This is a genomic window from Paremcibacter congregatus, from assembly GCF_006385135.1.
Taxonomy (GTDB): domain Bacteria; phylum Pseudomonadota; class Alphaproteobacteria; order Sphingomonadales; family Emcibacteraceae; genus Paremcibacter; species Paremcibacter congregatus.
In genome coordinates this window covers 3,410,668-3,423,919 of the sequence record NZ_CP041025.1, presented here as the reverse complement: position 1 = coordinate 3,423,919, position 13,252 = coordinate 3,410,668, and the positions used below count along the sequence as shown (strand labels likewise).

Annotated in this window: 8 protein-coding genes; 3 read left to right on the top strand and 5 right to left on the bottom strand. The window is 53.1% G+C overall.

Annotated features, from left to right (window positions below):
- Nucleotides 1–256 precede the first annotated feature (256 nt).
- Both FIV45_RS15140 and FIV45_RS15135 read left to right on the top strand, forming a co-directional pair.
- Nucleotides 257–2,545: a TonB-dependent siderophore receptor gene (locus tag FIV45_RS15140; RefSeq protein WP_099470772.1), complete on the top strand. Its 2,289-nt coding sequence runs from the start codon at nt 257–259 to the stop codon at nt 2,543–2,545.
- A gap of 130 nt (nt 2,546–2,675) precedes the next feature.
- Entirely contained in the window at nt 2,676–3,704 is a 1,029-nt protein-coding gene (locus FIV45_RS15135) for a LacI family DNA-binding transcriptional regulator (RefSeq protein ID WP_099470773.1), read from the top strand.
- Here FIV45_RS15135 and pgmB read toward each other — a convergent pair.
- Nucleotides 3,696–4,343: a beta-phosphoglucomutase gene (gene pgmB, locus FIV45_RS15130; RefSeq protein ID WP_099470774.1), complete on the bottom strand. Its 648-nt coding sequence runs from the start codon at nt 4,341–4,343 to the stop codon at nt 3,696–3,698. The two genes, FIV45_RS15135 and pgmB, sit on opposite strands and share 9 nt — an antisense overlap.
- Complete coding sequence (locus FIV45_RS15125; RefSeq protein ID WP_204601944.1) at nt 4,340–6,700, bottom strand: glycoside hydrolase family 65 protein; 2,361 nt, start codon at nt 6,698–6,700, stop codon at nt 4,340–4,342. The genes pgmB and FIV45_RS15125 overlap by 4 nt, the downstream gene beginning before the upstream one ends.
- Before the next feature lie 150 nt (nt 6,701–6,850).
- On the opposite strand from FIV45_RS15125, the gene FIV45_RS15120 reads away from it, so the two are divergent.
- The gene (locus FIV45_RS15120; protein WP_099470775.1) at nt 6,851–8,095 is read left to right on the top strand and encodes an MFS transporter; all 1,245 of its coding nucleotides are present in this window, start codon (nt 6,851–6,853) and stop codon (nt 8,093–8,095) included.
- A gap of 479 nt (nt 8,096–8,574) precedes the next feature.
- Here the strand turns inward: FIV45_RS15120 and FIV45_RS15115 are convergent, their stop codons facing one another.
- From FIV45_RS15115 to FIV45_RS15105, 3 genes are all read right to left on the bottom strand, one after another.
- Entirely contained in the window at nt 8,575–11,145 is a 2,571-nt protein-coding gene (locus FIV45_RS15115; RefSeq protein WP_133118497.1) for a TonB-dependent receptor, read from the bottom strand.
- Between the two features lie 284 nt (nt 11,146–11,429).
- The gene (locus FIV45_RS15110) at nt 11,430–12,458 is read right to left on the bottom strand and encodes a FecR family protein (RefSeq protein ID WP_099470777.1); all 1,029 of its coding nucleotides are present in this window, start codon (nt 12,456–12,458) and stop codon (nt 11,430–11,432) included.
- Between the two features lie 8 nt (nt 12,459–12,466).
- Nucleotides 12,467–13,051 (bottom strand): RNA polymerase sigma factor, encoded by a 585-nt coding sequence (locus FIV45_RS15105; protein ID WP_165776848.1) that lies wholly within the window; start codon nt 13,049–13,051, stop codon nt 12,467–12,469.
- Between the last annotated feature and the right edge of the window lie 201 nt (nt 13,052–13,252).

Here is a 13,252-nt window from a genome sequence, read left to right as displayed (position 1 = left end):
CCCGTGACTTTTGTATTTGGACCTGCGCTATTCAAAAAGAGGAAGATTTCACAACAATTGCAATCCATTGCATTTGATATTGCAATCGATTGCAAAAAAGGGTATTTGATAATAGCACCATTCTTCAATGTGATTCGCAGGTGGAACATGAGAGTATCCTCTTTGACGCTATTTGCTAAGCCGGATATCAGGGCAGGGATCCGGAGTTTTAAGCATTGAGGAAAAGGTCTAATTAATGGTTAGGAGGACCAAACATATGCGTATCACCAACATTACACTAACATCCAAATGCTTATTGAAATCAACAGCGGCGTTGGCCGTGGTCATGTCGGGAATTTTTCCTGTCTCTGCAGCTATAGCGGCGGAAGAGGCAGAAAATCAGGTCTTTGAAGAAATCGTCGTCATGGGGACCCCCGGTGGCGCCGGGCTGGCTAAACAGGACGCCAGCTTTGCCATCACCACGCTGGATGCCGATAAGATCAGCCTGGCCGGTGTGAAAAGCACCGCGGAGATTTTTGGGCTTGTCCCCGGTGTATGGGCGGAAAGCTCCGGCGGGGTGGCGGGCGCCAATATTGACGTGCGCGGTCTGCCAGGTGGTGGCGATGCGCCTTTTGTCACCATGTCGATCAATGGATCGCCGATTTACGGCACTGAAATGTTGTCTTTCTTCGAGCAAAGCTCGATCTTCCGGGTTGATGAAACCGTGGCCAGCGCTGAAGCGCTGCGCGGCGGACCGAATGCGGTCTTTTCCAATGGCGAGCCGGGCGTGACCCTGAACTTCAATCTGAAAAAAGGCAGTGAAGAAACCGAAGGCCGGGTAAAAGTCAGTACATCTGATTATGGCCTGCAACGCTTCGATGCAGTGCTTTCCGGTCCCCTTGGAGACGAATTCTACTATATGGTTGGCGGGTACGTGCAATCCTCTTCCGGCGTGCGCGATGCCGAGTTTAATTCGGAAAGCGGTTATCAGATTACGGCACAGTTGACCAAAGTGCTGGATAATGGCGAGATCAATGTCTGGAGCCGTGTCACCGACGATCACGGTCAATGGTATCTGCCGATGGCGCTGAACAGCGGTAGTGATCTGGGAACATTTTCTCAGCTGGGCAACGCCACGCGTTTCCGTACCCTTCAAGTCAACGCCAATGGTGACACGAAGGATTTTGATTTCGGCGATGGTCGGGGCTGGGACGGCAGCGTGTCCGGCGTCAACGCCAATTTCGATCTCGGGAATGGCTTCGAGGTCCGGGATAATATGTCTTATACCAAGGGCGACGCCGATACGCTGGGCTTCGTACCCGATGGCAGCCCTGTCACTGTTGGGGCCTTGAAAGCCAGCAGCGGCTCCGCGACGGTGAGTACTCTTGGCGGCACGAGCCTATCTGACAATGAGTATGTTCAGAATTACGGCCATTGGGTCGTGCAAAAAGATCTGGAATCCTTCACTAATGACCTGAGCCTGAACAAGGATGTCGGTGATCACAGCATCACCGTTGGTTATTACCGCGCGTCCTGGTCTTCAGACGATTTCTGGACTTTGGGGAATTTCACACCAGTTCATAATGTGGCCAATGGCGATTTTCTGGACAGCGATGTTTCCTGTGCAGATTTGCAGGATGCGGGCTCTGGGTCCGGTTGCTGGGCGTATGGCATCAACTCGGCTGGCGATGCGACCGCCGATGCGCTTTATCTTGCGGACAGCTGGCAGGTCACTGATGATCTACGCTTTGATGTCGGTTTGCGCAAAGAATGGCTCGAGATCAACTATACGCTCGATTCCGGGCCGGGCTATCCGGATGGGGTGCGCGACATGGCGGTTAACCTGAACGAAAGTGACTTTGCTTATACCGCCGCGGTCAATTATGATATCTCCGAGGGTCTCGGGGTGTTTGCCCGCTATTCCGATGGATTCCTGTTCCCGCATTTCGATGACGTGCGCGAAGGTAACCTGAATGTCAACGGCATCAAGCAGCTCGAAGGCGGCGTGAAATACTCAGGTGAATTCTATGACCTGTTCGCGACGGTCTTCTATAACAAGAATGACAGCTTCTCAAGTGTGGTCGGCAGCACCGTGGGTGCCACGGCCTTTAAAACCCGCTCAATCGGTATGGAGTTTGAAGGTAGTGTCACTTATGAGGACTTTAATCTGGCTCTGATCGCCACGCTGCAGGATGCGGAAATCACCGAATCCACCACGGCGTCAGATGTGGGCAATCAGGTATTGCGTCAGCCTAAATTCCTGGTGCGTCTGGCCCCGAGCTACGATCTACATATTGGCGAAGCGACCGCGACGATTTATGGCGCGGCGCAATTTGTCGGTAAACGTTTTGGCGATAACGGCAATACAGTGGAGCTGGCGGGCTATACCAAGTTGGACGCCGGGGTTTTGGTCCGCACTGGATCGAACCTGTTCTTTCAGGTCCATGCGGACAATCTGGGGGATAGCCACGGGATCACCGAGGGTGATCCGCGCAACCCGTCTGCGCCAAATGGTCGCCCGATCCTGGGTCGCTCTGTCAAGTTCAGCATTGGTTATGACTTTTAACCTCTGATCTCATACCATCTTATCTGATCAGGTCGGCCCTTGGGGTCGGCCTGATTTTTTGATTTTGCAATCTATTGCATTCTGGAATATCATCCGCGAATTAGGGAAATTTTCGGGACAAAAAGCACGTATGACTGAGCATAAAACACTGACAATGTCAGATATCGCCCGCCTGGCCGGCGTGTCGGAATCGACCGTATCGCGGGCGTTGCGCGATAACCCGATCATCAATGAAAAAACCCGCAAAAAAGTCCAGCAGATTGCTCGCGACCACCACTATCAAATCAATGAGAGCGCGCGCAATCTGCGGCTCAATAAATCCCATACCATCGCGGTGGTGATGTTGCTCGACCCGGCTTGTGGTCAGGCGATATCTGATCCCTTCCTGCTCGACCTGCTGGGCAATGTGGCCGATGAGCTGACCAAGAACGGTTACGATCTGTTGCTGTCGACCACCCAGGTGTTGGGCGAGGATCTGTCGCCGCGCTATCTCGATTCTAAACGCGCTGATGGCATGATCATCATTGGGCAGGGGGCGCAGGGGCAGCAGATCGACGCGCTCGCCGGCAGCCGAAAACTCTTCGTCGTCTGGGGCGCCGACCGGCCGGGGCAGAATTATGCGACCGTTGGCAGTGACAATAAAAAAGGCGCCTATCTCGCCGTGCGCCATCTGATCGAGACTGGGCGGCGTCGCATCGCTTTCCTCGGCGACAGTCGCCATCCGGAGATCGAGCAGCGGCTCGCCGGGTATCATCAGGCGTTGGCGGAGGCCGGTCTTAACCCCGATCCGACCCTGCAGGTGGAGACCGATTTTTCCAGCCAGTCCGGCTATGAGGCCACCCGCGATATACTCATGACAGAAGGGCGATCCTTCGACGCCATTTTTACTGTCAGTGACGCCATCGCCATGGGGGCGATTAAACTTCTCGGGGAAAAAGGAGTGCGCGTTCCGGAAGAGGTCGCAGTCAGTGGCTTCGACGATATCCCAACGTCCGCTTATTGCACGCCGTCTCTGACCACGGTTCGGCAAAACACAGCCGAGGGCGGGCGTCAACTGGTGAAATGCCTGCTCGATCAGTTGGCGGGGAAAGAGCAGCGCTCCGTGGTGCTGGATGTGGAATTGATTGTCCGCCAGTCGAGCAGCGGGGAATCAGCTTAACATCCGGATCAGGTCTATTTTATCGGTGGTCGGAAAAATCATATCCGCCTGATGCAGGACTTCTGCGTCGCCAATGCCGATAGCCCGCATGCCGGCGGCCTTGATGGCGGTGACTCCGGCGGCCGCGTCTTCGATCCCGACGCAATGGGCGGGAGCAACCTCGAGGGCTGCGGCAACGGTGAGAAAAATCTCCGGGTCGGGCTTGTTATTTTTGATCAGACTTGAATCCGCCACATAGGCGAAGGCCCGGTCAAGGCCGAGGCGCTGCAGAATCGCCGGGGCGTTCTTGCTGGCCGAGGCGACACCGACAGAAATATCACGGACTTTCAGTGTCGCCAGAATATCCTGCACGCCGGGAAAGACATCCGCCGGGGACATCTCGGCGATCAAGGTCTGATAATCGGCATTCTTGCGGTCGCAGAGGGCCTGTTTCTCGGCGGCGCTGCGCTGTTGTCCGCCGAGCTTCAGGATCATTTCCAGTGAATTCAAGCGATCGACGCCCTTCATTTGCTCGTTGTCTGTCTCGCTAAAAGCGATGCCCAAGTGATCGGCGAGCCGCTTCCAAGCGATAAAGTGAAAATGCGCCGTGTCGCAGATCACCCCGTCCAGATCGAAGATGACGGCTTGGATGTGGCTCATGGCTTCTCTCCGGGAACTTTGAGGAGGCGCGATACGGGCGCGCCTTTGGTGAGCGAGACATTCTGATCTTCGTGCAGGATCATCAGCTCCGGGCCGTCGGTCAGCGCATAGGTCACCTGATCCGTCGTAACGCTCAAGGTGATCCGGCGGCCTCTAAACCGCAGGGAGAAGTGATATCCAGTCCAGGCCTTGGGCAGGGTCGGGGCGAAGCTCAGGCGGCTGTGATGGAGGCGCATGCCGGCAAAACCATTGACCACCGCCATCCAGGAGCCGGCCATAGCCGCTGTATGCACGCCATATTCGCTGTTGTGATGATGGTTATCCAGATCCATGCGTGCCGTGTCCTCAAAGAAGTCATAGGCGGCGGAGGCCTCCCCGACTTCGGTGCATATAATGCTGTGAATGCAGGAAGACAGAGTGGAATCGTGGGTGGTCCGGGGCTCGTAATAGTCCAGATTACGCCGTTTCAGATCGATGGAATAACGCTCGCCGAGCAGGAACATCGCCAGGATCACGTCGGCCTGTTTCAATACCTGATGGCGATAGATCACCAACGGGTGATAATGCAGCAGCAGCGGGTAATTTTCTTTCGGAACATTGGCGAAATCCCACTCCGGTTTGTCCAGAAAACTGTCATCCTGCGGATTGATCTGGAGATCCTTATCGTAAGGAAGATACATTTTCTCGGCCATTTCCGCCCACAGCGCGATCTCGTCATCGCTGAGATCTATCCGGTTACAAAGCATCCGGAAAGCCGCCGGGTCGAGATGGGCCATTTCCGTGGCGATCTTCACCGCGATCGCAAGATGGCGCTGGGCCATGGCGTTGGTATAGAAATTATTATCGACCATGGCGGTATATTCGTCCGGCCCGGTGACTTCATAGAGACAGAATTGGCCCTGATGGCGGGCGGAGAAATGTCCGAGGCCTGGCCACAGGCGGGCGGTCTCGAAAATCATTTCCGCACCATATTTGCCGATAAAGGCCCAGTCCTCCGTCACCTCATAATAGTGATCAATGGCATAGGCGATGGCGGCGTTGATATGATACTGCGCGGTGCTGGCCGGGAAAAAGGCCGAACATTCTTCACCGCCAATGGTGCGCCAGGGATAAAGCGCGCCGGTCCCGTGGCCCATCTGGCGGGCGCGGGTGCGGGCGGCGGGCAGAATGTGATAGCGATATTCCAGCAGTTTGCGGGCGATATCCGGCATGCTGTAGAGCAGGCTCGGGATAATGTAAATCTCGGTATCCCAGAAGTAGTGCCCGTCATAGCCGGGACCGGTCAGCCCCTTGGCGCTGATGTTGCTGCGCCCATCGCGACCGGCGGACAGGAATATGTGGAACAGATTAAACCGCATGCCCTGCTGCAGGGCCGGATCGCCGTCGATGGTGATATCGGCGTCGCGCCAGAAATCATCGAGAACCTGGCAATGCTGCTCCAAAAGTACGTCAAACCCGTTGCTGGCCGCTGCGGTCAGGCAGTGACCGGCCATTTGGGGGAGGGAGGCTTTCGAAGAGTTCTCTTTATGGAAATAGGCGATATATTTGGTCAGGATCACGGGCTGGTTTTGCAGCGCCGGGCAGATATGACGCATGCCGATTCCGTCGGGAGTGGACCAAGTCAGGCTATCAGGTGCACCAGGACCTGAAATGCTTTCGCTGAAGGCGCTGCAGATTTCACGGTCACCCCCAATGGTATTATGTCGCAGAAAACCATGCCCGTTGTCAGTATGCTTCTCCACCAGCGTCAGGCTATCTTTCAGCGACAGTTTGCCGACGCGCGGGTCATCGTTGTCCTGTACGCTACCGGACGAACAATCGAGTCCGGAGTGGATATCAAGGACACCGTCAAAATTGAGCGGTGTTACACTGATCTCCAGCGCCATCAGATGGGAATCGGCGAGAGAGACAAAGCGGCGGCTGTCCAGGTGCAGACGTTTGCCAGACGGCGACGTCCAGTCGGCGTGGCGGGTCAGCAGGCCGCGGCGCATGTCGAGCTGTTGGCTATGGTGATGCAACGTGCCCTTTTCCGGGCGGAATTCTTCCGCGCCAATGAAAATGCGTACCGACTTGCCGTTGGGCACGGGCGCCATTTTGTGATTGTGGCTGGCGAACCCGGCGGCATTCTCGCCGTAAGGAATTTTCTCCCGCATATAGACGCCATTGAGATAGGTGCCTTCGCAACTGGAATTCGGGTCGCCAGCGCCTTCTTCGAAGGTGCCGCGGGTGCCGATATAGCCATTGGCGAGAGAGAATAAAGTCTCTGATAGCATGGAGTTACCCCGTGAGAAGTCGTCTTCCCGAATGGTCCAGATCTCCAGAGGTGCCGCAAGGCTTTTGGGGGTGGCGCGCGTCAAATCAATCTCCACAATCACAGCGTACGAATCATATTTCTTCCTCTATTATTAACACTATTGCAATCGATTGCAATAGTGTTATGATGTGGTGTATGCTAAGACGGGGAAGGCGGCTCTGCCTCAAAGTAGAATATTAGGGAGTTTCCGGTTATGGAACAGGCGCGGATCAAATTTTCACTGCTGCTGACGTATTTTGTCTTTGCGATTTTACTCAATAGTGTCGGCACGGTCATTCTTCAGGTGATCAATACCTATGACGTGACCAAGCAGGGGGCGAGTGTGCTGGAGGGCTTTAAAGATTTACCCATAGCGGTGGTGTCCTTTGTCATTGCCTCCTTCCTGCCGCGGATCGGCTACCGTCGGGCAATCATGATCGGACTGGTGATCGTCACCTTGGCCTGCCTGAGCATGCCGCTGGCGCCTGCTTTCCTGACCACAAAGCTTCTCTTCATGTCCGTCGGGGTCTCTTTCGCTTTGATCAAGGTGTCGGTCTATTCCACCGTTGGTCTGATCACGAGCGGGGCCAAGGAACACGCGAGCTTTATGAATACTATAGAGGGCATGTTTATGGTCGGGGTGCTCAGTGGCTATTGGCTATTTGGTCATTTTATCGATTCAGATAATGTCACGTCCCTGGGCTGGCTTGATGTGTATTGGGTGCTGGCTGTGATCTGTGTGGTCAATTTTTTGGTGCTGATGGTGACGCCGCTGGATGAACGTGAAGCCCGAACCGGCTATGCGCCCGATATGCTGCGCGAGTTTGGCGACATGTTACGGCTGGTGATCCGGCCCCTGGTTTATGTTTTTGTCATCTCGGCTTTTCTTTATGTCCTGATCGAACAAAGCATCATGACATGGTTGCCGACCTTTAATAATGAAATTCTTAAGCTGCCGACCGCGATGAGCGTCCAGGCGGCGAGCATCTTCGCCGCCTGTCTCGCTATTGGCCGCCTCAGCGCCGGGCGGGTATTGCGCTGGGTCAACTGGTATCCCTTCGTCAATTTCTGCCTGGTCACCGTGATTGTGATGATTCTGCTGACCCTGCCTTTGACCAATGACATTATGGTGCAGGGGGATGTCAGTTGGCTGAATGTGCCGGTGGCGGCTTATATCTTTCCGATCATCGGCCTGTTTATGGCGCCAATTTACCCGGCGATCAATTCGGTGATGTTGAGCAGCCTGCCGAAACATCAGCATTCGGCGATGACCGGCCTGATCGTCGCCTTTTCCGCCCTTGGGGGGACCACGGGTTCGATGATCACGGGGTTTGTCTTTGGCAAATTTGACGGTCAGACGGCCTTTTATCTGTCGCTTCTGCCCCTCTGTGTGATTTTGATCATGTTGTATTTTTTCCGGCGGCAAACCGAGATAACCCGACGCCTTCTCGAAACGTAAAGCGGTGTGCTAGCCTTGAGCGTGGATTTTTTTGCGCATCAGCAGGTCTGTTTGGGGGGCATCACCGAGCATGAAGGCGTGCTATGATACAGGAGACTGCTCTTCGTGCAGCAAGAGCGGTAAGTGCATTGACGTTAAGCCATAGATAAAACTCTTGAGAACGTTCCTGGGATTTTGAACGTATTATCTAAGGGGAAGTGCTGTTAAGAAGTTTCTACAACTGGGAGTGGCTGAGCCGGAATTTAGGGCAGTGTATTCATTGAACGCCTCTGATGCAGTTTGAAGTATGGTAATACCCCCGCTCATTAAAGGTATTCAGAAGTGAAATTTTCTTGTAACTATAATGCAGAAGATTTTACATGAAGAAGTCACGCTATTCAGTCAGGCTGTCAAATTATCTGTATTTTAAAACAGGCCGAGGCTGGGACGCCTGTTGTGGGGCTTTGCCGGGAACACGACATGAGCAGTCCATCGCCTTTCTAGAAATGGCTGCGCAGGGTTAGGCCGATACGGCGGGGTGGGCTCAGGGTATACCCAATTCTGGCGATGCCGCCCCGTTCCCTGTCAAGTGACGTGCGGACTGTTTTATTCCACAAATTGTTTACATAGAATGATAATTCGAAATTGTTATGGCGAACGCCGACCCGGATATTACTGAGAGAGTAGCCGGGCAGTTGCGGGTCAAAGGTGAACTGTTCAATAGAAGGCGCGCCCAGATTAACCCTGGTCAGGTCAATGGCGCCAAATGTCGGGACCTGATCGCGGATCTGGGTATAGGAGGCGCCAACATAGCTGATATTCAGGGCCAGGAACCCGTTCCATGTAGGCTTTAGCGTCCAGTAGTGGGTGATTTGGGCAGAGGCTTGCACGCGGGGGGATGTGGGCAGCCGGTTTCGTGCTTCCACACCATTGAGAATGCCCTGAGCCGCGGCGGTAGGGGTTGTCAGGGTTGAACGAATGGTGGCGTCCTGCAGGGATGCGGAGAGGTTCAGGTCCCAATCGGGGTGGGGGCGCAATGTAATTTCGGCTTCCATACCCATGCTGCGCGCCCGGGGTACGTTAAAGATGACTCGTGAAGAACAACTGCCGGCATCAATGGTGGCCTGCAGGTTTTTGACTTCTCCATAAAAGAGGGCGGCATCAAAGACGATCTTTCCTTGTTTGAAGCTTGATTTGAGACCTATTTCGTAATTCCATAATTCTTCGTTCTGGAAAAGATCATGGTTGGTGAAAGTATTAAAATCCTCATCCGTGCAAAGGGGCCGGTTCAGGGGGTCATTGATGCCTCCCAGACGAAACCCCTTGGCGATCTGCGCATTCAGGCTCAGGTTTTCACTGGCCTTATATTCTACAATGAAACGCGGGGTGAAGCCGTGACTAACCGTTTTTGCGGGAAGGCCTGCCGGCCCCGTAGAAACGGTAAACAGCCCATCCAACCTCAAATGGCGACTTTCCCGGAAATGAAACCAGCGCAAGCCACCGCTCAGATTGACTTTGGGGGTGAGTGCGTAAGTGGCTTCCCCGAAGATCGCCCATTGACTGAAGTCAAAATCGTAACGGGCATAATACATCAGGTCGCGTAAACCGGTATAGCCGGCTGTGGACAACCCGGTAAGATCTTCAAAACCGTCAACCTGCAGGGTCTGACCATATTCACGGTCTGTCTTACTGTAGAAGGCGCCCAGGACATAACTAAGCGGCCCATCCGCTGCAGAATTGAGGCGCAGTTCCTGGCTTGTCTGTTTCAGGGCGGTTTTGTCGACTAGCGGGGCTTTTTGATCTAGAATAACGCCGGAGAGGCCAAAAGCGTCCGGTTGCGCCAGAATGCTATGGGTCAGTTGGCCTGAATCGCGGATGACCGTGATATCGCGATTGATATATGTGGTCACGGCGGTGAGGGTAACAGCTTGCATGTCAAGCGTTGTAAGCATGTCGGTCATGAGAAATGTATCATCGAGACTCTCTCGAAACTGGATGAATTGCGTGTGATCATTCAGGGTGATCGGTGGGCGGGTTTGGGTAAAGGGATTGGCCAGAACATTATATATGTCCGCCCGGGGAAAGCCATCCGTTTCGATCTTTTGCATCACCAGGCGGGGCGTGATCATTATATTTTCTGTGGGTTTGATAGAAAGCGCCAGACGACCCCCGGACTTTTGCCCCTGATTGATATTTTTCAAGGTCCTGCCGTCGGGCAGGCGGGCGTCGACATAGCCGGCCAGACCATTATGATAGCCGACCAGGCGCACCGCCATTTTATCGTCCATGACCGGGAGGTTGAGCATGGCCTTCAGGCGATGGGTTCCGTCACCGCGCTGTGTGTATTCGGCACTAAGTTCCGTGATCAGTTGGGTTTTGGTCAGGTCAGGCATGTTCGAAATATAGCGCAGGGTACCAGATAATGACCCTGAGCCATACAATGTGCCTTGCGGCCCCCGTAATACTTCGATGCGATTAAAATCAAACAGGTCCAGATCCGGGGTGAACAAGGCCATGGATATGACCGATTCATCAAGATAAATCCCAACCTGTTCTTTCACGCCGGGCTGATCACGAACTACCTGGCCTGCTGATATACCGCGTATGGCAATTTGACTTTGCCCGGGGCCCAGGTCAATGAAACTCAGTCCACTTACGCCGCGGGCGAGATCAGTCAGGTCCTGGCTGCCAGATAAAAATATGGCTGAAGAGGTTTTGGCGGCGATGGAGAAAGGAACGTCACGAATGGATTCGAGACGTTTCCGTGCGGTCACGGTTATTTCCTCAAGGTAGGTGCGTTCTTCCGACAGAAGAGGTGTCTGTGAGGCTTGCGGCGGATTACCCTTCATCGTCATCTCCGCCAGGGCGCCGGCCTGGGAAGGTATGGTGTCAAGTGATACGGTGATTAAGCCCCTCGGCCCTCGGCTGGCAGAGAGGACGGTGCCGCTCAACATGAGTTTAATGGCTTGAGAGAAAGAGTACCGTCCGTCGATAGCATTTGTTTTTATCCCTTTAACCAGATCGTAAGGGAAAATGAGCTGGGTGCCGGTAAGTTCGGCGAGCTTAACCAATGTCGTCTCGGCCGGGCCGGCAGGGATTTTTAGCCGATGAGCTATATTTTGTTCGGAAACGGCAGCATCTAAGGCAGTGGCAGGAAGCCAAACCGGAAGCAAGGTCAAGGCGAATATAAGCACACTCCGTCGGATAAAAGATAGACGAAGAAGTCTTGATACTGGCAGTATTCTCGGACGATAGAATGCTTTCACCCCGAAGGCCTCAAAATATTATTCTTCCCTATATTTTTTACTTAATATTACTGATCGGCCATTTGACCATTGCTTTGGCTGGTACGACGTCAGTTTTTATTCGATTTCGACAGATAGACCAGATTTTTATTAATGCGGGTAACTGTGACATTAAAACCGGTTTCCAATGCTTTCAGCATATCTTCAATCTCAGAGGTTTTGAAATAACCGCCGATCTTGAGAGATCTGATTTCCGGGTCGGCTATTATAATCTGTGTGGTCGTATAGCGGTGGATTTCTTCAATCACCTGTTCCAGGGGCTGGCCATTAAAGACAAGTGTTCCGCTCCGCCAGGCCAGTCTGCGATCAAGCTCGTTCGGCGCTATGGAGTTGATGGTCTTAATATTTTCGTTAAATTCTGCGGTCTGCCCTTTTTGGACGAAAGCCAGGGAAACTTCCTTGACCGATCTATCTTCAGGATCTTGAACGAGCGTCGCCAGCTGTACGGTGCCTTCGGTCACGGTCACGGCGACCATCTCAGGCTTCACTTGAACAGCAAAAGCGGTGCCGATGGCGCGTACGATATTCGTACCGGCATAGACTTCGAACGGACGGGCTTTGTTGGAGGCAACCTCGAAATGAGCTTCCCCTTTGAGAAGCTTGATGACCCGGCGGTTTGCCTCATACTGGATTTCAACCTGACTTTCCGTATTGAGGATGACGCGCGAGCCATCGGACAGTTCAATGGATTTGTTGTCACCAAGCGCTGTACCGTATATGACGGGCAAAGCGGGAGCTGCGTTGTGGAGTAGCTGGTTGACAGAAAACGTCACCAGCAAAATCAGAGCAGCGGCCATACTGACCTGTTTGAGGTGGAATTTCCCCCACCAAAATACAGAATGTGCCCGCTGTTGGGTTTTAAGGGAACTTAAGGTTGGAACTTGCTTCAATATGTCGAGATTGCCCCATGTGCCTGCAGCGGAGCGGAAGGCGGTTTCATGGGCCTCGGAAGAGGTGACCCAGGCTTTGAACGCGGCGAATTCCGTCGGGGACAGGCGCTGACCATCAAGTTTGATCACCCATTGGCTTGCTTCAATGGTTAATTTCTCCGCGGGAACGAGGTTAATAATGTTACTCATACTTCTGTTCAACTGTCCTTGACCGGCACGCTGTGTGGTACTTTTTTGTGATTTACCTCATCGGCAACAGGGCGGGTATCGCCTTGCCCTGCCATATATTCCATCGAGCGAAGCAATCCTTTTGCTAAATGTTTTTCCACTGTGCTGACCGAGATGCCCATCAATTCCGCAATTTCTTTCTGTGTAAAACCATAAATTTTTCTCAACAGGAACGCCTTGCGACATTGATCCGGTAACGCATCAGCTGCATCACAGAAAATCGCCAGGGTTTGTCGCGATTCAAGGCTGTCCTCGATCGCCTTCCTGTCTATACTGAGGCTGGCGTCGTCAATATCCTCTATTCCTTCAACCTTGAGACGCGATTTTTTTTTAAGATCACGTCTGGCGAAATTCTTCACTGTCATAAAAAGGTATGCCGAGGGGGAGTCAATAGCCTGTTTCTGTTCAATTTCGAAGGTCTTGAGAAAACCTTCCTGCATAGCGTCCTCAATATCCTGACGATTGTTGTAAAAACGTCTCAGATAGCTGCTGAGAAACCCGCGGGTTTCCTGATAAGCTAAAAAGACTGTCTTTTTTTTGCTTTGTGCCGTCATGGAAGTTGTTTTTCTTTTATCTTTATATGCGGTGTAGCGCCCTATAGACATTTGCCTATCACATAATTGTTGAAAAAGTCAAGAAAACCGGGCGTGTAGGGCTTTCTGTGAAAAAAACGAAGCGGGAGTGGGGGTAAAGTGCCCATGCGTGCCTCATACATCATACAGGGCAAAAATAAGGGCGCCAGATAAGGGGTGGTT

What these genes read in the sequence shown, in the direction of transcription:
- FIV45_RS15110 (WP_099470777.1), bottom strand. Translation starts at nt 12,458, where the DNA reads ATGAGTAACATTATTAACCTCGTTCCCGCGGAGAAATTAACCATTGAA.
- FIV45_RS15105 (WP_165776848.1), bottom strand. Translation starts at nt 13,051, where the DNA reads ATGACGGCACAAAGCAAAAAAAAGACAGTCTTTTTAGCTTATCAGGAA.
- FIV45_RS15135 (WP_099470773.1), top strand. Translation starts at nt 2,676, where the DNA reads ATGACTGAGCATAAAACACTGACAATGTCAGATATCGCCCGCCTGGCC.
- FIV45_RS15120 (WP_099470775.1), top strand. Translation starts at nt 6,851, where the DNA reads ATGGAACAGGCGCGGATCAAATTTTCACTGCTGCTGACGTATTTTGTC.
- pgmB (WP_099470774.1), bottom strand. Translation starts at nt 4,343, where the DNA reads ATGAGCCACATCCAAGCCGTCATCTTCGATCTGGACGGGGTGATCTGC.
- FIV45_RS15140 (WP_099470772.1), top strand. Translation starts at nt 257, where the DNA reads ATGCGTATCACCAACATTACACTAACATCCAAATGCTTATTGAAATCA.